The following is a 19,619-nucleotide window of genomic DNA, read 5'->3' on the forward strand; positions in this document are numbered from 1 at the left end:
GTCAGGCGGGCGTGATGGCGCCGTAGCGCACCTGAGATTGCACGTCGATGGCGCGGCGCAGTGCGTTGGTGACTGGCGAATGCGCGTCGGCCCACGCGACCAATTCGGCCAGTGACTCGGGCGTCTGTCCGTCTGCGGCAATGTCGATGTCGAGATTCACCTCCAGCGGGCCTGCAGCAACCAGTGGGTCCACGCCCAGCAGCCCACGGGCGTCAGAGCGGCTGTTGGCTGTGACGGCCAGCCGGGTCAGGCGAATGCCCAGACGCTCGGCACGCATGGCAATCACGGTGGCGGTGCACGATGCCAGCCCGGCACGCATTAACCATCCAGGGCCCGGGCACGCACCGGCGCCCCCCAGCGTGACCGGCATGTCGGTGCCCACCGTGTGCCCCGCTGGCCCCGCCACCTGCGTGGCCAGACCACCGACAAAAACCGCTTTCGCCGGCGCATCGTTCTGCAGGGCCAGACCAGGCTTTTGCGCGAAGGCCTCTTCGGCGCGCTGCAGGGCGAGGGAAATGGGTGAGTCAGACATGTTCAGCACTCCGTGGGCGGGTATCGCTGGATTGTGCGGCGGTACCCCGGACTGTGGCAACCCGCAGCGCCTGCAGGGTAATTGGCCGGACGGTCGGGCAGGCTTCCGGGACGCTCGGGCAACCCGGTTGACACCTCGCAACAACTGCCGGATGGATGGTCAGTTTTGCCGGTGACTGTGGCAGGAACCGGCGGGCATTTCGAAACACACTGCCAGCACATTGCCAACCGGGCGATGAACCTTCTCAAGGAGACTTGCATGTCCAGCGTCATGAATTCCCCCGTGTCGAATCTCACACCTCCAGCTCCTGCCGCCCCGGCCGCTGGCCCCGACCTGGCTGCCGTCAAGCAGAAGCAGCAGGCCGCGTGGTCTTCTGGCGACTACGCGGTGGTGGGTACCACCCTGCAGATCGTTGGCGAAGCGCTGTGCGAAGCGGCAGATGTTCTGACTGGCGAGTCGGTGCTTGATGTGGCCGCCGGCAACGGCAATGCCACGCTGGCCGCCGCCCGGCGCGGTGCGAACGTGGTGTCCACCGACTATGTGGGCGGTTTGCTGGAACGCGGACGTTCGCGTGCCGAAGCAGAAGGCCTGTCTGTGACCTTTGAGATCGCCGATGCCGAAGCGCTGCCCTATGCCGACGGGCAGTTTGATCTCGTCCTCTCCACCTTTGGCGTGATGTTCACACCTCATCAGGACAAAGCCGCCGCCGAAATGCTGCGGGTGTGCCGCAGCGGCGGGCGCATTGCGCTGGCCAACTGGACGCCGGACGGCTTCATCGGCCAGGTCTTCAAGACCATCGGCAAGCACCTGCCGCCGCCGGCTGGCGTTCAGTCGCCCGCACTGTGGGGGACCGAGCCCCACCTGCAGGCCCTGTGTGGCGCGGGCGCCAGCGAAATCCGCTGCACGAAGCGCCAGTTCAGTTTCCGCTACCGTTCGGCCGCCCACTGGCTGGAGGTGTTCCGCACCTGGTATGGCCCGGTCCACAAGGCCTTTCTGGCACTCGGCGACAAAGGCCCGGCGCTCGAAAGCGACTTGCTGGCACTGCTGGCCCGCTTCAACACCCGGGGTGAGGCCAGCCTGGTCATACCCAGTGATTACCTCGAAATCGTCATCACACGCCAGTGAGGAGTGCGCCGTGAACATCGCAGAACAACTGCGTCAGCGCCAGTCGGCACTGCGCGACAGCTACCGCCAGAATCCGACGCTGGCGCTGATCACCGACCACGCATCCACCGGCAGCACCGGGCCGCAGGATCCCTTCCACGGTGAGGTGCGGGTGGGTGGCGGACCTTCGGTGCCGTTTGAATTCGCCGTGCACGATGCGCTCGGCGGTCCGCACGATGCCCCGTGCCCGGGTGATCTTCTGTGCGCGGCCATTGCCAGCTGTCAGGAGTCCAGCCTGCGCATGGTCGCCACCCTCTTGCAGGTGGAGATCACGGAACTGCAGGTGCATGCGCGTGGCGAGGTCGATGTGCGCGGCACGCTGGGCATGGACCCGGCGGTGCCTGTCGGTTTTCAGTCGTTTGCGGTGGATGTGCGGCTGCGTGTCGCGCCATCGACCGACGCGCAGCGCGTGGGTCAACTCACCCGTGCTGCCGAGCGCTCTTGCGTGGTGATCCAGACCCTGCGTCGGGGTACGCCAGTCACGGTGTCGTTTGACGCTGGCTGAAGGGCTCAGCGTTCGTCAGCAGTTCAGGGCCTGACGGCGGGCGTCTCGACGGGCATGCCTTTGGCCCGTGCAGCGAGGTACAGCTCCAGCGCCAGCATCTCGTCTGCGTTGTAGGCAAAGGGCTCAGCGCGCACGCCGGTCATGCAATTGCGCAGCCGGCGTTGCAGCGAGCCCATGCCTTGCCATTCGAGCCGGTAAATCGGATACCCGGTCGGGTGGGCCTGCGGAATGATGCTGCCGCCCAGACGACCGCTGGCGTTCTGGTCGTGGCACTGCGCGCACGAAAGGTTCAGTTGACCCATGCGTTGCACAAAGAGCTGCTGTCCGCGTGCGCGGGGCACATTGAGTTGCGGGTCGTCCGGGGGCACGATGGGCAGGCCGCGTGACTGGAGCGCCACATGGCTTTCGAGGCCCAGCAGCTCCTCGCTCTCTGTCCGCAAGGGGCTGGCCTGCTGGTGGGTTTGCCGGCACTGGTTGATGCGCTGCCCGAGGGTGATGGGCTTGCTCGTTCGTTTGTCAAACGCGGGGTAGCGCGCCGCCACCCCGCGCATGCTTTGCGCCGCATCGCCGTGGCAGCTGGCGCAGGCCTTGCCGCTCTGGCCGGCGGGCTGGCTCCACAAGGTCTTGCCGCCTTGCGCCCACAGCATGCCGGGGTTGAGCGAGTCGTCCTGCTGCATGGCCTGGGTGCTGGCACCCATGTCCGCAAAGCCGGAGCGGCGCGTGTCTGCTGCAGGGGGTGTGGGCGATGTCTGGGCCAGACTGACCGAGCAGGCGAGTGCGGTCATCAGCCCCGGCAGCAGTCGAAAGCCCCTGCCGATCAAGCTTTGCAGCCTCATATGCTGCTCATGAGCTGCAATTCACGCCGTCACCCGCAGCGCCACGGTTTCGGTGTGGGTGAAGCCCTTGTCGCCTTCCCAGGTCAGCGTCAGTGTGCCCGTCTCCGTTGCGGTGGTGAAGAACGAGAGGTAGGGGTTGGCGGAGAGCGCAGAAAACAGCTCGGCGCTGAAGACCAGCTCGCCGTTGTAGCGGCAACTGAAGCGCTGGATGATGTTGCGTGGCACCACCTTGCCGTCTTCGCCTGGCCGAAAGCCAGTTTCCATCGGGTGGCCGATGGTGGCGCGAATCTCGATGACTTCACCGCGTCTGGCGGTGCTGGGTGCATTGATGAGGGTGCGGGCCATATTAAAAGCGGCGGCGCGGAGCGCCAACCATTTCAAGATATTTTCCGCCGGGCCGCCCCAAGGAAAATACGGCCCCCTCGGGGGGCAGCGCAGTACACGAAGTGACAAGCGTGGGGGTCATGTTTCACCCTCTATGCAGGCTGCCAAGGTGACGATGACGTCGACCGAGTGGGACCAGAAGCTGCCGTCACTCATCTGCGCGACAGCCACCAGCTTCTGCGAGGTTGCCAGTCGCACACGGGTGGTCACCTGGGCTTTGCCAGCGCGCGGGCCGAGCGTGAAGCGGGCAATGTCGCGCTGCGGGTTCTTCTGGTTGAAAACAGCGATAGTTTTGACGTGGTCGCCCGCGGTCATCGGGCTGTCAACCGACACACCCAGAGGGACCACATTGCCGTTGTCCACCAGCTCGGCCACACTGAGTTTGACCTTGCCCACGCGCACTGGCGCGCCGCCGGTGTAGGTTTGAATGGCGGCAGCCAGCTCATCGGCCTGCGGCGTGGGGGCCGTCTGTGCGCTAACGGTGGCAGGTGCTAACCATGCCCAGGCTCCCAGCCCGGCGGCAGTGGCCAGCACCCGACGCCGGTCGGGGAGGGGGGTGCTCTTCAATCTCTGTGATGTCATTTCAGTGTGCGAAGCAAAGCCACCACGTCCTCGATCTGCTGCGCATCCAGCAGGGGGCGCCCTTGCACGGCGTTACTGACGCGGTACAGGCCTTCGGTCTGGAAGTAGGTAGGCATGATGCTTTCAGGGTTGAGATGGCGTGAATTGACCAGACGCAGCCTCAGCTGCCCTTCGTTCCATCGCGAGCCCGCTCCCGAGAGGTCGGGCGCCAGGTTGCCCTGGAACCGCTCCTCGGGAAAAGGCCCTGCATGGCACAACAGGCACAGGCCCACTTGCCGGTTCGCCACAATCGCCCGCCCGCGGGCAGCATCGCCGGGCGTGGCGGTGAGGGGTGCGGGAATCGCATCACCGATCACCTGGGGCGGCAAGGTCTGGCTCTGTGCTGCGGAGGACGCCCCTGCCATGATCAGACACACGCCCAGCAGCCAGGGCCGCAGAGGCAGGACTGACTGGCTGAGCGGCCTGGTCATCGATGGGGCTATGGCTGTGGTTCCGGCGTGCCGTCTGGCTCAGGCCTTCTTCAGGCTCTGGTTCTTCAGCGGCAGATCGCGGATGCGTTTGCCGGTGGCCGCAAAGATGGCGTTGAGTACCGCCGGCGCTGCCACGGCGATGGTGGGCTCGCCCACACCGCCCCAGAAGCCGCCCGATGGCACCAGCACCGTCTCGACCTTCGGCATGTCAGCCATCTTCACCACCGGGTAGGTGTTGAAGTTGTCCTGCTCAATACGGCCGTCTTTCACCGTGCATTCGCCGTACAGCGCGGCAGACAGTCCGTAGGCGAACGAGCCTTCCACCTGCGCTTCGATCTGCTGCGGATTCACCGCGTAACCCGGGTCGGTGGCGGCCACGATGCGGTGGATCTTGAGCTCACCGGCATCGCTGACCGACACCTCGGCGCAGGCGGCCACATAGCTGCCGAAGCCCATGGTCTGCGCCAGTCCGCGGAACACGCCCTTGGGGGCTGGCTTGTCCCAGCCCACGCGCTCGGCCACCGCGTTGAGCACCGCCAGATGCTTGGGGTGATTGGCCATCAGCTTGCGACGCAGCGCCAGCGGGTCCTGCTGCGTGGCCACGGCGACCTCATCGATGAACGACTCCAGATAGATCGCGTTCTGGTTCAGGTTCACCCCGCGCCAGAAGCCAGGCGGCACATGCGGGTTGCGCATCGCGTGGTCGATCAGCAGGTTCGGGAAGCTGTAGCCCATGGAGGCCTCGGGCCCGGGCGCGTTCAGCCCCTGGAACTGCACCGGGTCCAGGCCGTTGCGGATGTTCTGCGGAAACACGCCCGCCAGGATGGACTGGCCGGCAATGCGCATGTGCAGCGCCGTGATGTTGCCTTGCGCGTCCAGGCCTGCCGTCATCTTGCACTGCGTCACCGGGTGGTAGCGGCCATGCAGCATGTCTTCTTCACGACTCCACAGCAGCTTGACGGGCACCCCGGGCATCTGCTTGGCGATGTCCACCGCCTGGCGCACCCAGTCGTGCACCGCGCCACGCCGGCCGAAGCCACCGCCCAGGTGCAGCTTGTAGACCTCGCACTTCGAGGCCGGCAGGCCAGAGGCCTCCGACGCTGCAGCGAGGGCCGCCTCGCCGTTTTGCGTGGGCGTCCAGACTTCGCAGCGCTCGGGCGTGTAGCGCACCGTCGCGTTCATCGGCTCCATCGTCGCGTGGTTCTGGTGCGGGTAGGAATACACCGCCTCGATCTTGCGTGCCGCACCTGCCAACGCGGCTTTTGCGTCGCCGTTCTGGTTGCCGACCACCGCTTCCGGCACGTCGAGCGCGGCCTTCAGCACCTTCGCGAATTCGGCGCTCGACGCATTGGCATGCTCGCCAAAGTCCCATTCAATGGGCAGTGCATCCAGCGCGGTCTTGGCACGCCACCAGGTGTCGGCCACCACCGCCACGGCGCTGTCGCCCACGCGCACCACTTTCTTCACGCCGGGGCGCTTTTCAATCGCGGCGGCGTTGAAGCTCTTGACCTTGCCGCCGAACACGGGGCAATCCTTGATGGCCGCGTTGAGCATGCCGGGCAGCTTCAGGTCGGCACCATAAATCTGCTTGCCGGTGACTTTCTCGACCGTGTCCAGCCGTGCCAGACGCTTGCCGACCAGCTTCCAGTCTTTCGGGTCCTTGAGCTTGATGTCGGTGGGCGCGGTCAGCTTGCCAGCGGCGGCGGCGACCTTGCCGTAAGTCACAGTGCGCTTGCTGGGGCCGTGGGTGATGACGCTGTTGGCTGCGCTGCACTCGGACACAGGCACCTTCCAGTTGTCTGCGGCGGCCTGCACCAGCATCATGCGGGCAGCGGCACCGCCTTTGCGGACGTAGTCCTGCGACTCGCGGATGCCGCGGCTGCCACCGGTGGAAAAGTTGCCCCAGGCGCGGTTGCGTGCGAGGTTCTGGCCGGGCGTCGGGTACTCGGTGGTGACTTTGGCCCATTTGCACTCCAGTTCTTCGGCCACCAGCTGGGCGAGGCCGGTCAGGCTGCCCTGGCCCATTTCAGAGCGGGCGATGCGGATCACCACGGTGTCATCGGGCTTCACAACCACCCAGGCGTTGATTTCGGGCGTGGCGGTGTCGGCGGCGTGGGCGGTGCTGGCCAGCGGCACATGAAAGCCCACCACCAGACCGGCGGCTGCCGACGCGCCCAGAAAGCCGCGGCGGGTGAGGTTCACCGGTGATTCAGACGCCACGGCGGGCAATGTGTTCGGGTCGCGTGCAGTCATTGGGTCGCGTGCGGTCATGTCGTGCTCCCATCGGTGTGCTGGATGGCCAGTGCGGCGGTCTTGGTGTTGCCGCCAGCAGCAACCACCTTGATGGCTGCGCGCACCCGGTTGTAGGTGCCGCAGCGGCAGATGTTGGTGATGCCTGCATCGATGTCGGCATCGGTCGGGTTCGGCTTTTCCTTCAGCAGGGCGGCGGCGGCCATGATCATTCCGCACTGGCAGTAGCCGCACTGGGGCACGTCGAGTGAGGCCCAGGCTTTTTGCAGCGGGTGATTGCCTTTTGGCGAGAGGCCTTCGATGGTGACAATTTTTTCCTTCGCGGTGACCGTGGACACGGGCCGCACGCAGCTGCGTGTCGGGACGCCGTCAATGTGCACCGTGCAGGCGCCACAAGCGGCGACGCCGCAGCCGTATTTGGTGCCCGTCAGACCGAGCTGCTCCCGGATGACCCAGAGAAGCGGGGTGTCTCCCTCTGCTTCAAACTCCCGTACTTTGCCGTTCACGTTCAGTTTTGCCATTGCGTTGCTCCAAATAGGTGCCGAAGGATTCACACGACCGGTGGTACCCCCAGTGCGTGTGTGGCTGATGCTAGCGCCGCATGATGACGCACGCATGCACGCGTCGGATACCTGAGTAAGACGCTCTACGGAATGGGCGATAGGGAGTGGAGTGCGCAAGCCGCAAGGGCTGCGTAGTCAGCGGGTTAAGGGTAAACCCGTGAAGTGAAACGCTGAAAAATCAGCGGCTGTACAGATCGGACGGTGGGGCTTGCCACTGCTGGCTGACCGGTTGGGCTGTCACCGTGTCGATGGCTTGGCCGGGAGCTGCCACACGCCGCGCACCGTCAAAGCGCTGGGCCCAGTAGTTCACGCGCATGCTCTCCACCCGGACTTCAGCGCCGGGCTTGGGGGAGTGGATGAATTTGCCGTCGCCAACATAGATGCCGACATGGCTGAAGGCCCGGCGCAGGGTGTTGAAAAACACCAGGTCGCCCGGTTGCAGCTCGGTCTTGTCGATTTGCTGCGTCGCAGCGGCTTGCTGCTCGGCTTTGCGGGGCAGCAGCAGCCCGACACTTTGCTCGTAAATGGAGCGCACAAATCCGCTGCAGTCGAAACCGGTCTCGGCCGTGTTGCCGCCGCGCTTGTAGGGAACGCCCAAGAAGCCCATGGCATTGACCACCAGCTCCGAGGCCTTGTGGGTGACGTTCTGGCGCACGTTGTCGATGCGGGTCAGCAGCCCCTTGTCGGCCAGCAGCTTGTCCATGTCATCCGGGGGATTTACGCCCGAATTCGCCGGCGATGCGATGGCGTGCCCGGCCACAAGGCTGGCAACAGCAATCAGCAAGGCAATGGACTTTTGGGGCATGGCCCGAGGATACTTGACGCGCGAGCCCTGCGTCAACCTAACGTTGTTTCTACATAACGCATGCAGATAATTGATTTGTAAGGAATTTGCTGCGCTCAAAACCCTTGTTTGGCGTCTGGTTGGGTGATTCACGTATAACCGACGGGAGACCAATGACGCTGTCACCCCTGACTCAGGAGTCTGAAATGATGCCGAAACGATGGATTCACGCCAAGATGGCCATGACGTTTGTATTGGCGGCCTGTGGCTGGTCGGGCCAGCTGGCGTGGGCGCAGGGTGTCCGGCCCGAGGTGGTCGCCAGCAGCCTGCAGAACCCGTGGGCGGTGGCCTTTCTGCCGGGCAACCGTTTTCTGGTCACCGAACGACCGGGCCGGCTGCGGGTGGTGGGAGCGGACGGCAAGATGGGTGCACCGGTCGCGGGTCTGCCGGAAGTGGCCGCCGGCGGGCAGGGCGGTTTGCTCGATGTGGTGACCGACAGCGGCTTTGAACGCAACCGGACCCTCTATTTCTGCTTTTCGGAGCCGGCCGCTGTGGGCAATGGCAACAGCACCGCGCTGGCCAGCGCCACGCTCAGCGCAGACGACTCCCGGCTGGAAAACCTCAAGATCCTGTTCAGCCAGAAGCCCAAGATGTCCAGCAGCCTGCATTTTGGCTGCCGCATTGTCGAAAGCCGCGCCGGCGGCGCAGCGGACGGCAAGTTGTTCCTCGTGCTGGGCGAGCGTTACTCCCGCAAGGAGGACGCCCAGAAGCTGGACAACCACCACGGCAAGATCATCCGTATCAACAAGGATGGCACGGTGCCCGCAGACAACCCCTTTGTGGGGCGTGCCGGCGCCTTGCCCGAAATCTGGAGCTACGGCCACCGCAACCCGCAGGGTGCCGCACTGGCACCGGACGGCACCTTCTGGATGCACGAGCACGGCCCGCAGGGTGGGGATGAGATCAATTTGCCAAGGCGTGGCGCCAACTACGGCTGGCCGACGGTCAGCTTTGGCGAGAACTATGGCGGCGGCAAAATCGGCGACGGGCTGACCTCTGCGCCCGGCATGGCGCCGCCGCTGCACCACTGGACGCCGTCCATCGCGCCGTCCGGCATGGCATTTCTGACCAGCGAGCGTTACGGCAAGTCGTGGCAGGGCAACCTGTTCGTGGGCTCGCTGAAGTTCGGCTACCTGAACCGCATTGAGCTTTCGGCGCCTTTTTCTGGCAATGTGGTGCGTGAAAACCGCCTGCTGGCCGGTGACCGCATTCGCGACGTGCGGCAGGGGCCAGACGGGCTGCTTTATGTACTGACCGACAGCCCCAGCGGCAAACTCATCCGGCTTCTTCCAAGGGGGTGAAACTGGTTACACGGCTGGTGACCAGGCTGGTTACAAATTATTGGCTTGGTGAGTGCGTCGCAGCGCGCTGAAGGGTTCGCCCCGGTATCATGGCCCGATGACTCCCACGCCCTCGCGGACCGCTGGCTTCACGGAGCGCCTCTCGCAAAACGCCCAGGGCTGGCTAGCCACCTGGTGGCAACTGGTGCATCTGGGCGCCATGATTCTGGTGCTGGCCCTGTCGCCATCGAGCTATGGCCGCGACATGCGGCCGGTGCTGGCCCGCCATATCTACCTGAACACCGCGCCCATCCTGCTGTGGTTCACCGTGTTGTGCGCGCTGGTGACCGTGGTGCTCACCCGCATCGTGCTGGTGACCGCGCTCAGTTACGGCCTGTCGCAATACGCCCTGCAGGTGGTGATCCGGGTGCTGGTGCTGGAGCTGATCCCGCTGACCGCGGCCTTGTTTGTCGCTTTGCGTTGCACCATTCCCGATGGTGTGGAGGTGGCCACGATGCAGAGCAGCGGCGAGCTGGATGAGATTCGCCGTCAGGGCGGTGACCCGATCCGGCAGGAAGTCCTGCCGCGTGTGGTGGCCGGCATGTTCTCGGGCATCACGCTGGCGGCGCTCAGCAGCGTGGTGGCGCTTTGCGTGGCCTATGTCGCGGGCTACGGTTTCGATTTGTCGAGCCTGCCATCGTTCACCCGGCTGTTCGGACAGGTGTTTGCACCTTCGGTGACGCTGATCTTTGTGCTCAAGACGCTGTTTTTCTGCCTGGCGGTCTCGCTGATTCCCATGGCTTCGGCGCTCTACGGTTTGCGCGGCGGCAGCGTGCGCACCAGCGCCGAGATGCGCAGCCTGGTGCGCATGTTTGCGGTGATACTGCTGATCGAGTTGGCCTCGCTGGTCGGCAATTACTATTGATTCAACGAAGTAAAACCAGAAGCCTCGCAACCCCCTCATGAGCCCCACGCCAGAACCCCCGGTCCCACCCCGCGACGTCGTGCCCAACCTGGAGCTCAAGGCGCGCCTGCTGCTGCTGTTCATGGTGGTGCTGATTGGCACTTCGGCGCTGTATGTGCTGTACGCCCGGGGCGCTTTTGAGGCCACCCAGCGGCTGGTGCTGATCGCGGAAGACTCCGAGGGTGTGGTGGTCGGCATGGATCTGACTTTCTCCGGCTTTCCGATTGGCCGCGTCAGCCGCATTGAACTGGCCGAAGACGGCAAGGCCCGCATCCTGGTCGATGTGGCCAGCAAGGACGCCCGCTGGCTGCGCACCAGCAGCGTCTTCACGCTGGTGCGCGGTATCGTCGGCGCTCCCAATATCCGGGCCTATACCGGCCTGCTGAACGACCCGCCGCTGCCCGATGGCGCGGTGCGCACCGTGTTGCAGGGCGATGCCAGTGCCGAGATTCCCAAGGTCATTTCGGCCGCCAAGGAGCTGATTGAAAACCTCAACAGCCTGACCAGCAGCAGCGGTGCCGTCGGAGCCATGCTGGCCAATCTGCAGACCACCACCAACCGGCTCAATGGGCCGGGCGGCGCGCTCACGGTGCTGCTGGGCAGCGAGGAAGAGGCCAAAAAGCTGGCGCTGGCGCTGGAGCGCACCAACGCGCTGCTGGCGAAGCTGGACACCCTGGCCGCCAAGACTGACACGCAGGTGTTTGGCGACAAGGGTCTGCTGCCCGAAACCCGCGCTACGGTCGTTCAGCTCAACGCGCTGCTGGGCGATGCCCGGACCAGCCTGAAGCAGGCCGATGCGATTTTGCAGAATGTGCAGGCGGTCACTGCCAACGCGAAGGACGCAACCAGTGATCTGGGCGCGCTTCGCGCCGATGTCGATGCCAGTCTGCGCAAGGTGGACAGCCTGATCAGTGAGATCGCCCGCAAATGGCCGTTTGCCAAAGACCCGCGCGACGCGGAGATCAAGCTGCCATGAACGCCTTGCATGCTTTTCTGAAGGGTTCCGGTACTACGCTGGCGGTGTGTGTTTTGCTGGCCGGTTGCGCCAGCGGCCCGCCCGTGCCCCAATGGCAGCTGGAGGCCAAAAGCTCGATGGAGCGCTCTGTCACTGCTTACCTTGAAGGCAATGCCCGCGTCGAGCAGGCCGAGCTGACCCGGGCGCGTGGCCAGCTTTCGCGTTCTGGTCGGGCCGATCTGCTGGCCAATGCCGAGCTTCTGCACTGCGCCAGCCGGGTCGCCAGTCTGGTGTTTGAACCCTGCGCCGGTTTTGAGGTGCTCAGGGAAGATGCGACTGAGCCCGCGCGGGCCTACGCGACCTACCTGCGCGGCAACGTGTCGCCTCAGGCGATAGCGCTGCTGCCCGAGGCGCAGCGTGGCGCAGCGGCGGGTGATGTGTCGGCTTTGCCGCGCATTGCCGACCCCTTGTCGCGGCTGGTGGCAGCGGGCGTGCTGTTTCAGACCGGCAAGGCCGACCCGGGTGTGATCCGCGAGGCCATCGACACCGCGTCGGCACAGGGTTGGCGGCGGCCCTTGCTCGCGTGGCTGGGCGTGCAGCTCAAACGGGCGGAGCAGGGCGGCAACACCCAGGAGGCCGAGCGCCTGCGCCGCCGCATCGCCATCACGCAGGACCCGGCCGCCAGCCGCCCCTGATGCCCGTGATGCCCCAGATGTTTTTGCTGTTCCCCGAACCGTGAGCTACCGCGTCAAACTCCACGCCGCCGAAGACGCCACACCCCAGCAGGTGCAGGCGGCGGAGCAGCGCTTCAGGGCGGCGCTCGATGCTTCGCTGGGCGATGCGGCGCTGGTGTGGCCGGTGTACCGAACGTACATGAAGCTGGTTGCCACCTATGGCGAGTCGCCGGCAGAAGACGTGCTGTCGCCCGAGGAACTGGAAATATTCACCCAGTGGCAGGCGGCAGAGTCGGCTGCCATGACCGCCGCCATCGGCCCGGACCGCTACATGGGCGACGCCCAGTTCGATATCCATCCAGCGTAATCTGGCACCTTCCTTCACAATCAGGCCGGCAGGCCATGCAGACCTGATTGTTCATCGCCTCGTTTCACCTTGCCCTGCGGAGCCGCCATGGAATCACGCCCCCCGTTTCCCCCTTTCACCCACGATACCGCCGTACAGAAGGTGCGCGCCGCCGAAGACGGCTGGAATAACCGTGACCCGCAGAAGGTGTCCATGGCCTACACGCCCGACAGCCGCTGGCGCAACCGCGCCGAGTTTGTCACCGGCCGCGCGGAAATTGTGGGCCTGCTGACCCGCAAATGGAACCGTGAGTTGGACTACCGCCTCATCAAGGAACTGTGGGCATTCGGTGGCAACCGCATCGCGGTGCGTTTTGCCTACGAATGGCACGACGACGCCGGCAACTGGTTCCGCTCCTACGGCAACGAGAACTGGGAGTTCGATACCAACGGCCTGATGGCGGTGCGCCACGCCAGCATCAACGACTTGCCGATCAAGGCCGAAGAGCGCAAATTCCACTGGCCTTTGGGCCGTCGGCCTGACGATCACCCCAGCCTCAGCGACCTGGGTTTGTGAGCGCAACGTAGAATCCTGCTCCCGCGCTTTTTCGACGCCCTGCACCCCCTTGCCTTTGTTATCGCGAGCTGTTGCTTGCGGCAGGCGCGTGCCGGTGTTCTCTTGCTTCTATCGGCTCCATTTCCGTTCCATTTCAAGTGATCCCCTTGACCGATCCCCACGCTTCCCCCTCCGGGCCGGCAAGCCCGCCTGACGACACCGCATCCGACGCCCACCCCCTGATACAGGAGGCCCGCCTGTGGTGTGGTGACGGCTGGACCGCCAAAGTCATCAAGAACGAAGACGACGATGGCTGGGCCGTTGCCATGATCAAGGACGGCGAGCCCGAGCCGGCGCTGGTCGGCCCGTGGACCATGGGGCGCGACAAGAAGAACCCCAAGCCGCTCGACGGCCCGGCCTTCAGCACGCTGGTCAAGACCGCGTCTGAATTCGTGCGCCGCCACGAGCAGCAACTGCATGCCACGCTGCACCAGAGCATCACCGTGACGGCAGGTGGCCAGCGCGTGACGGTGTCCCTCGACATCGAGCCTGATGAAGACAACCCGTCTGCGCGGCTCAGTGCAACAGGCGAAGGCGGCGACGAGCTGGCTTCTGTGCGTGTGTCGCCCTCGTTCAAGCTCACGCGCGCCAGCGCAGTGGCATGGGCAGAAGGCGGATTTGCCCGACCGGGGGAGCGGTGAGTCGCTCCATCCCGCTGGGCATTGACTTCGGCACCTCCAACTCCACGGTGGGCTGGAGCCGGCCCGGCCATCCCGCATTGTTGCCGCTGGAAGAGGGCAAGGTCACCTTGCCGTCGGTGGTGTTCTTCCATGCAGAAGACGCGCATGTGAGCTACGGCCGTGCCGGGCTGGCCGACTATCTTGCTGGCCATGAAGGGCGGCTGATGCGCTCCCTCAAGAGCCTGCTCGGCACCGCCATGATCGACGACCACACCGAAGTCGCTGGCCGGGCCTTGCCGTTCCGGCAACTGCTGGCGCAGTTCATCGGTGAGCTCAAGTGCCGGGCGGAAAGTGCGGCGGGACAGGGCTGCACGCAGGCGGTGTTGGGGCGCCCCGTGTTTTTTGTCGATGACGACGCCCGTGCCGACCGGCAGGCCGAGGCCACGCTGGCCGAGATCGCGCATTCGGTGGGCCTGAAAGACATTGCCTTCCAGTACGAGCCGATTGCTGCCGCGTTCGACTATGAATCCCGTATCACTGGCGAGGAGCTGGTGCTGGTGGTGGACATTGGCGGTGGTACATCGGACTTCGCGCTGGTGCGCCTGGGCCCCGGCCGGGCGGGCAAGGCCGACCGGCGCAGCGACATTCTGGCCAGCGGTGGCGTGCACATTGGCGGCACCGACTTCGACAAATACCTGAGTCTGGCCACCGTCATGCCGTGGATGGGGCTGGGCAGCCGGCAGCTCAACGGGCTGGAAGTGCCGTCTGCCCAGTACTTCAACCTGGCCACCTGGCACACCATCAACATGGCCTACACCCGCAAGGCCTGGACGCACATCACCGACATGGCCCGCGCTGCGGCAGAAAAAGACAAACTGCAGCGGCTGCAGCGCCTGGTGAGCGAGCGCGCCGGGCACTGGCTGGCCATGCAGGCGGAGGCGGCCAAGATCGCGTTGTCAGACGCATCCTCCACCGTGCTCGACCTGGGGCGGGTGTCGCCGGGCGAGCAGTTGTCCATCACCCGTGACGACCTGAATGCAGCCATTGACCATCTGGTGAACAGCATCGGCACCACAGTGATGGCACTGCTCAACGATGCGGGCGTGGCCGCTGCGCAGGTGGACACCGTGTTTTTCACCGGTGGCTCCAGCGGCGTGCCGCTGCTGCGCGAGCGCATTGCGTCGCTGCTGGGCAATCCGCGCGCGGTGGAGGGTGACCGGTTTGGCAGCATCGGCGCCGGTCTGGCGCTGGATGCCGCGCGGCAGTTTGGCGAGTGAAGCCGGCGCTCGTCTCAAGCGTCCGTTGTTACGCGGACGGGGTGGCGTGACAGAATCTCGCCATGGCTTGCCACCCGTGTGAGCCCGTTTTTGCCGGAGCCCTGAATGAATTTCGCCCCCGATCTCGCCACGGTCACCCACGGCATCCAGCTGGCTGTGGCACCGGTCTTTCTGCTCACCGCCGTGTCCGGCATCATCGCGGCGGTGGCTGGTCGTCTGGCCCGCATCATCGACCGCGCACGGCATCTGGAAGGTCGCCTCGAATCCGGCGAAGTGGACGCGTCGCGCGCCGACCGCATTTACGCCGAACTGCGCCAGTTGCGCCGCCGCGGCTGGCTGGTGAACAGCTGCATCGCGCTGCTCACGTTCTGCGCCATCCTGATCGGCTTCACCATCATCCTGCTGTTTTTGGGCGAGACCTCGGAGCTGCCCACTTTGCGCGTGGCCACTGTGTGCTTTCTGGCTGGCGTGATGTGCTTTCTCTTTGCACTGGTCTGCTTTCTGGCTGAAACACTGATCGCCACCCGGCTGCTGAAATTTGCAGAGATGCCGCAGAAGCTGGCACAGGCGGGGTCAGCGCATTCGCCGCCGAAGTAGTGCGACCCGCCCTCTGCATGGGTGCTTTGCGTGGGTGTTTTGTATGGAAACGTATCACGCCGAAACGAGGTGTTGGCTGACAGCCAAATCGCACCCGAAAATTATGATGACTCAGGTCTTCCCTGTGCCGTGACGCAGTGACTTCGTGAATGCTGCTGGCCTTCCAGCAGCCCGCGAAAGCACTGTCAACCACAAGCTGGGGCAACCGTTGGACAGCTGTGAACTTTCGACATATTGCGAAAGTGCCACTTTGATTGCATCGTACGGGCCAGCCGGCTCATCGTGCGCCAAGTGGTGTTTGACGCATTGACTGTCCTGAGCGTTTCAACAAACCGGAGATATCCATGACTCAATCTGCTTTTTTCAAACCTTCCCGTGGTGGCCGCAGCGTCGCACTGATGTTGGCCTGTGCTCTGGCCTGTGGCGCCGCATTCGCTGAAAAGCCGGATTGGGCCGGTGGCGGCAAGGGCGACAAAGGCAACAAGGGCAACAAGTCCGAGGTGTATGACGATCGCGGGCAGGGCGGCAAGAAAGCCGGCAAGGGCCAGCAAGGTGGTGGCAACGGCAACGGCAACGGCGGCGGAAGTGATGTCCGCGTCGGTGCCTATTTCGGCAGCAACCAGCGCGTGGCACTGCAGGAGTACTACGGCCCGCAGTTCAAGGCTGGCAAATGCCCACCGGGCCTGGCGAAAAAGAACAACGGCTGCATGCCTCCGGGCCAGGCCAAGAAGTACTCGTTGGGTCAGCCACTGCCAGCAGGCGTGGTCTGGTACCCCGTCCCGCCAGCACTGGTGGTGCAGCTCGGCGCGCCACCTGCAGGCCACAAGTACGTGCGCGTTGCAGCCGACATCTTGTTGCTGGCCATCGGCACCAACATGGTGATCGATGCTGTGCAAAATCTTTCCAGCCTTTAACGCAATCCTGAACATCGCTCGATGCTGATGTGATGTCGGCATGAAGCGAAGTCGAACGGGCTGTCCGCCTTGCGGTCGGCCCGTTTTCATTGGGACGGGTTGACCGGCAGATGCGGAGCGGTCGCGCGTGGCGGTAGACTGCGTGAACGGCCCGATCCCTCTTCACTCTCCATCACTTCCATGCTGCTCGACCCCGATGACTCCCAACTCGTTCTGGTGGATTACCAGACCCGCCTGATGCCGGCGATCTTCGGAGGCGAGCAGGTGCTGGCCAACGCCGTCAAGCTCGCCCGTCTGGCACAACTCATGGAAGTGCCGGTATGGGGTACCGCGCAGAACCCCGACAAGCTCGGCCCCAACACCCCCGAGGTGCACAGCGCCATCGAAGCCGCCCGCGGCAAGGTGCTGTCCAAAATGCATTTCAGTGCCGTGCCCGATGGTCTGGCCGACTGGCTGCGCCCGCCGGTGCGCAAGGTGCAGGCTGGGCCCAACGCCCGCAGCCTGCCCAAGCACCTGCAAAAACCTGCGGCGGTAGAAGAGCCTGGCCGCAGCACCATCGTCATCGCCGGCTGCGAGGCCCATGTGTGCCTGCTGCAAACCGCGCTGGACCTGTTGGAGCAGGAATTCGACGTGTGGGTGGTGACCGACGCCTGCAGCTCACGCACCGAGCGCAACCGCGACGCGGCTTTTGACCGCCTGGCCGGCAATGGCGCCGAGCTGGTGACCACCGAGATGGTGGCTTTCGAGTGGCTGGGCAGCGCCGATCACCCGGCCTTCAGGGATGTGCTGGGCCTGGTGAAGTAGTCAGGTATCGCGCGCCAACCCCTGCCAAGGTCAACGCTCACCGCCATGGCCCCGTTTGCTTGAGATGGTTGTTGTAGCTACAATAACCTATGCGCGTCACCTTCGATCCTGCCAAACGCGACAAGGCACTTGCTGACCGGGGTCTGGACTTTGAAGACGCTGCCCTGGTATTCGAGTGCGTCACCGTGGAAGTGGAAGACACGCGAAAAGATTACGGTGAAGTAAGGATCATTTGTTACGGCACGTTGGCCGGTCGAATGGTAGTCGTCGGATACACCCCGCGTGGCGCGGAACGTCACGTCTTCAGCATGAGGAAAGCAAATGAACGCGAGCAAGCCCGCATTGCGCCGCTCCTTGAAATCTGACCTGGCTCGTGTAGACGCACACGTTGTGAAGCAAGGCGAGTATGACGACCTGCCTGAGCTCACAGACGACATGCTCGCCCGGGCCAAGGTGAAAAGAGGTGGCAGACCGGTTTCAGAGAATCCGCGCAAGCTGCTGTCGATCAGGCTACCCGTCGACGTGATCGAGCGATGGAAAGCCACTGGACCCGGGTGGCAGACGCGTATGGCGGATCGCTTGAGCAAGGTCCGGTGATAGATCCTGAATTTGGGTACCCGACACGCTGGTCGTTCCGAGTGGCGGCAAACTGCCGAAAGAGCTATCGGACGTAGGCTGACTAATTTGACGCCGGGCGCCAAGCCCAGCAAACTCCTCCTTCCGTGTTTCAACAAACCCAGGAGGAAATCAACATGGACCCACAAACCGTCACGCTCGTGCGAACCTCGTGGAAGAGTGTTGCAGGCATCGCGCCTCAGGCCGCGGCGCTTTTCTATCAAAACCTGTTTGCAGCTGATCCCGCCCTGAAGCCGCTGTTTCGTGGCGACATGGAGCAGCAGGGCGCCAAACTGATGCAGATGATCGGCGCGGCTGTGGGCAAGCTCAACGACCTGGATACGCTGGTGCCCATCCTTCAGGGCCTGGCGCGTCGCCATGTCGATTACGGCGTGAAGGACGCCCACTACGACACCGTCGGTGGTGCGCTGCTGCAGACGCTGGGGCAGGGGCTCGGACCCGCTTTCACGCCGGATGTGAAAGCGGCCTGGACTTCGGTGTACGGTGTGATGGCCGGCGTGATGAGGGACGCGGCCAAGGCCTGAGAGCAGGGCGGCAGGTCGATTCCTCGGCGCATTCGCCCCGCCGAAGCCAACGCGCCGAAGCAGCCCAGAGGCCCTTCGTGCCGACAGTCGCGCCGAACGGCTCGGCGTGGCACTGGGGCAGAGCGATGTTCAGGGACATTTGACCTTCCGTCAGCCCTGTGCAAGCCCGTTATCCATAATTAAGAATTCAGTTTTGGTGTTCGCCAGCGCCTGCAAGCCAACTCATGGGCTGAATGGCGGCACTAAACAGATTCAGCACAGATTCGGCACGGATTCAACAGGAGACAAGATTTGTTCAAGGCACTTCAGCTGACCAAGGGCGAGGCGGGCTTTGCTGCCGCCGTAACATCCATCGACGAATCCCAACTCCCGGCTGGCGATGTGCTGGTGCAGGTCGAGTACTCCACCCTCAATTACAAGGACGGTCTGGCCATCACCAACAAGGGGCCGGTGGTGCGCACCTGGCCCATGGTGGCGGGCATTGATGGGGCCGGCACGGTGATCGAATCCACCCACGCCGGCTGGAAGGCGGGTGACCGCTTTGTGCACAACGGCTGGGGCCTGGGCGAGACACGCTGGGGCCTGATGGCCGAGCGTGCCCGCCTGCAGGGCGATTGGCTGGTGAAGTTGCCGGCGGCCTTCACCACACGGCAGGCCATGGCGATTGGGACGGCTGGCTACACCGCCATGCTGTGCGTGATGGCGCTGGAGCGGCATGGCGTGCAGCCCGGTCATGGCGAGGTGCTGGTCACGGGCGCTACCGGCGGTGTGGGCAGCGTAGCTGTCGCCCTGCTCAGCAAGCTGGGGTACACCGTGGTCGCTGCCACCGGCAAGGCCAGCGAAGAGGCCTATCTGAAGCAACTGGGCGCCAGCAGCGTGATCGACCGCGCCGAACTGGCGGCCCCCGGCAAGCCGTTTCAAAAAGAACGCTGGGCTGGCGTGGTAGACGCCGTAGGCTCGCACACGCTGGCCAATGCCTGCGCCCAGACGCGTTACGGTGGCGTGGTGGCGGCCTGCGGGTTGGCGCAGGGCGCTGATTTCCCGTCGACGGTGATGCCCTTCATCCTGCGCGGCGTGACGCTGGCCGGCATCGACAGCGTGATGGCGCCGCTGGCCCGGCGCCGGCAGGCCTGGGACCGCCTGGCGAAAGACCTCGATGCGGCCAAGCTCGAGACCATGGTGGAAGAAGTGCCACTGGAGCGCGCTGCCGAAAAAGCCGCCGACTTGATGTCCGGCAAGGTGCGCGGCCGAGTGATCGTCAAAATCTGAAAACACTGCCGTCA

At 64.5% G+C, this 19,619-nt stretch carries 25 protein-coding genes; 17 read left to right on the top strand and 8 right to left on the bottom strand.

Translation table 11 applies throughout. The features are described 5' to 3' along the window. Position 1: 1 nt before the first annotated feature. Positions 2 to 532 (bottom strand): OsmC family protein, encoded by a 531-nt coding sequence (locus AAG793_RS02580; RefSeq protein ID WP_341903630.1) that lies wholly within the window; start codon positions 530 to 532, stop codon positions 2 to 4. A gap of 270 nt (positions 533 to 802) precedes the next feature. Here AAG793_RS02580 and AAG793_RS02585 point away from each other — a divergent pair, with 270 nt between their 5' ends. Continuing rightward, the gene (locus tag AAG793_RS02585; protein ID WP_341905378.1) at positions 803 to 1,657 is read left to right on the top strand and encodes a class I SAM-dependent methyltransferase; all 855 of its coding nucleotides are present in this window, start codon (positions 803 to 805) and stop codon (positions 1,655 to 1,657) included. Between the two features lie 10 nt (positions 1,658 to 1,667). Then, the gene (locus AAG793_RS02590) at positions 1,668 to 2,201 is read left to right on the top strand and encodes an OsmC family protein (RefSeq protein ID WP_341903633.1); all 534 of its coding nucleotides are present in this window, start codon (positions 1,668 to 1,670) and stop codon (positions 2,199 to 2,201) included. A gap of 23 nt (positions 2,202 to 2,224) precedes the next feature. Here the strand turns inward: AAG793_RS02590 and soxA are convergent, their stop codons facing one another. The 7 genes from soxA to AAG793_RS02625 all read right to left on the bottom strand — a co-directional run bounded on the left by soxA (position 2,225) and on the right by AAG793_RS02625 (position 8,091). Beyond that, entirely contained in the window at positions 2,225 to 3,037 is an 813-nt protein-coding gene (soxA, locus tag AAG793_RS02595; RefSeq protein ID WP_341903638.1) for a sulfur oxidation c-type cytochrome SoxA, read from the bottom strand. 21 nt (positions 3,038 to 3,058) lie between these two features. Next, on the bottom strand, positions 3,059 to 3,382 hold the full coding sequence (gene soxZ / locus AAG793_RS02600; RefSeq protein ID WP_341903640.1) for a thiosulfate oxidation carrier complex protein SoxZ: 324 nt from the start codon (positions 3,380 to 3,382) through the stop codon (positions 3,059 to 3,061). A gap of 117 nt (positions 3,383 to 3,499) precedes the next feature. Beyond that, entirely contained in the window at positions 3,500 to 3,988 is a 489-nt protein-coding gene (locus AAG793_RS02605; RefSeq protein WP_341903642.1) for a SoxY-related AACIE arm protein, read from the bottom strand. An 11-nt stretch (positions 3,989 to 3,999) separates the two neighbouring features. Further along, the gene (gene soxX, locus AAG793_RS02610; protein ID WP_341903645.1) at positions 4,000 to 4,473 is read right to left on the bottom strand and encodes a sulfur oxidation c-type cytochrome SoxX; all 474 of its coding nucleotides are present in this window, start codon (positions 4,471 to 4,473) and stop codon (positions 4,000 to 4,002) included. 39 nt (positions 4,474 to 4,512) lie between these two features. Then, the gene (locus tag AAG793_RS02615) at positions 4,513 to 6,744 is read right to left on the bottom strand and encodes a molybdopterin cofactor-binding domain-containing protein (protein ID WP_341903647.1); all 2,232 of its coding nucleotides are present in this window, start codon (positions 6,742 to 6,744) and stop codon (positions 4,513 to 4,515) included. Beyond that, entirely contained in the window at positions 6,741 to 7,244 is a 504-nt protein-coding gene (locus tag AAG793_RS02620) for a (2Fe-2S)-binding protein (protein ID WP_341903649.1), read from the bottom strand. The genes AAG793_RS02615 and AAG793_RS02620 overlap by 4 nt, the downstream gene beginning before the upstream one ends. 220 nt (positions 7,245 to 7,464) lie before the next feature. Further along, positions 7,465 to 8,091 (bottom strand): C40 family peptidase, encoded by a 627-nt coding sequence (locus AAG793_RS02625; protein WP_341903651.1) that lies wholly within the window; start codon positions 8,089 to 8,091, stop codon positions 7,465 to 7,467. A 221-nt stretch (positions 8,092 to 8,312) separates the two neighbouring features. Between AAG793_RS02625 and AAG793_RS02630 the strand changes: the two genes are divergently transcribed. From AAG793_RS02630 to AAG793_RS02700, 15 genes are all read left to right on the top strand, one after another. Further along, complete coding sequence (locus tag AAG793_RS02630; RefSeq protein WP_341905384.1) at positions 8,313 to 9,431, top strand: PQQ-dependent sugar dehydrogenase; 1,119 nt, start codon at positions 8,313 to 8,315, stop codon at positions 9,429 to 9,431. A gap of 97 nt (positions 9,432 to 9,528) precedes the next feature. Further along, positions 9,529 to 10,335, top strand: coding sequence for an ABC transporter permease (locus AAG793_RS02635; RefSeq protein ID WP_341903653.1), 807 nt, complete (start codon positions 9,529 to 9,531; stop codon positions 10,333 to 10,335). Between the two features lie 37 nt (positions 10,336 to 10,372). Then, on the top strand, positions 10,373 to 11,350 hold the full coding sequence (locus AAG793_RS02640) for an MlaD family protein (protein WP_341903656.1): 978 nt from the start codon (positions 10,373 to 10,375) through the stop codon (positions 11,348 to 11,350). Next, the gene (locus AAG793_RS02645) at positions 11,347 to 12,024 is read left to right on the top strand and encodes a hypothetical protein (RefSeq protein WP_341903657.1); all 678 of its coding nucleotides are present in this window, start codon (positions 11,347 to 11,349) and stop codon (positions 12,022 to 12,024) included. Before AAG793_RS02640 ends, AAG793_RS02645 begins: the two co-directional genes overlap by 4 nt. Positions 12,025 to 12,064: 40 nt before the next feature. Further along, a complete protein-coding gene (locus AAG793_RS02650) occupies positions 12,065 to 12,370 on the top strand; it encodes a hypothetical protein (protein ID WP_341903659.1) in 306 nt (101 codons plus the stop codon). An 87-nt stretch (positions 12,371 to 12,457) separates the two neighbouring features. Further along, positions 12,458 to 12,925 carry a nuclear transport factor 2 family protein gene (locus AAG793_RS02655; RefSeq protein WP_341903661.1) on the top strand — a complete coding sequence of 156 codons (468 nt, stop codon included), beginning with the start codon at positions 12,458 to 12,460 and terminating at the stop codon, positions 12,923 to 12,925. Between the two features lie 218 nt (positions 12,926 to 13,143). After that, positions 13,144 to 13,605 carry a hypothetical protein gene (locus tag AAG793_RS02660; RefSeq protein ID WP_341905387.1) on the top strand — a complete coding sequence of 154 codons (462 nt, stop codon included), beginning with the start codon at positions 13,144 to 13,146 and terminating at the stop codon, positions 13,603 to 13,605. Beyond that, complete coding sequence (locus AAG793_RS02665; RefSeq protein WP_341903663.1) at positions 13,602 to 14,861, top strand: Hsp70 family protein; 1,260 nt, start codon at positions 13,602 to 13,604, stop codon at positions 14,859 to 14,861. The genes AAG793_RS02660 and AAG793_RS02665 overlap by 4 nt, the downstream gene beginning before the upstream one ends. Before the next feature lie 105 nt (positions 14,862 to 14,966). Then, complete coding sequence (locus AAG793_RS02670; protein WP_341903666.1) at positions 14,967 to 15,458, top strand: DUF2721 domain-containing protein; 492 nt, start codon at positions 14,967 to 14,969, stop codon at positions 15,456 to 15,458. Positions 15,459 to 15,802: 344 nt separating this feature from the next. Continuing rightward, the gene (locus AAG793_RS02675; RefSeq protein ID WP_341903668.1) at positions 15,803 to 16,372 is read left to right on the top strand and encodes a hypothetical protein; all 570 of its coding nucleotides are present in this window, start codon (positions 15,803 to 15,805) and stop codon (positions 16,370 to 16,372) included. Positions 16,373 to 16,552: 180 nt separating this feature from the next. Further along, complete coding sequence (locus AAG793_RS02680; RefSeq protein ID WP_341903671.1) at positions 16,553 to 17,176, top strand: isochorismatase family protein; 624 nt, start codon at positions 16,553 to 16,555, stop codon at positions 17,174 to 17,176. Between the two features lie 89 nt (positions 17,177 to 17,265). Further along, positions 17,266 to 17,541, top strand: a complete 276-nt coding sequence (locus AAG793_RS02685; RefSeq protein WP_341903673.1) for a BrnT family toxin — start codon at positions 17,266 to 17,268, stop codon at positions 17,539 to 17,541. Beyond that, complete coding sequence (locus AAG793_RS02690) at positions 17,498 to 17,773, top strand: BrnA antitoxin family protein (protein ID WP_341903675.1); 276 nt, start codon at positions 17,498 to 17,500, stop codon at positions 17,771 to 17,773. The genes AAG793_RS02685 and AAG793_RS02690 overlap by 44 nt, the downstream gene beginning before the upstream one ends. A gap of 155 nt (positions 17,774 to 17,928) precedes the next feature. Continuing rightward, entirely contained in the window at positions 17,929 to 18,336 is a 408-nt protein-coding gene (locus AAG793_RS02695; RefSeq protein WP_341903677.1) for a globin family protein, read from the top strand. Between the two features lie 291 nt (positions 18,337 to 18,627). Further along, complete coding sequence (locus AAG793_RS02700; protein ID WP_341903679.1) at positions 18,628 to 19,605, top strand: MDR family oxidoreductase; 978 nt, start codon at positions 18,628 to 18,630, stop codon at positions 19,603 to 19,605. Positions 19,606 to 19,619: the final 14 nt, after the last annotated feature.

The organism is Polaromonas sp. YR568, from assembly GCF_943372955.1.
In the GTDB taxonomy this organism is placed as follows: domain Bacteria; phylum Pseudomonadota; class Gammaproteobacteria; order Burkholderiales; family Burkholderiaceae_C; genus Polaromonas.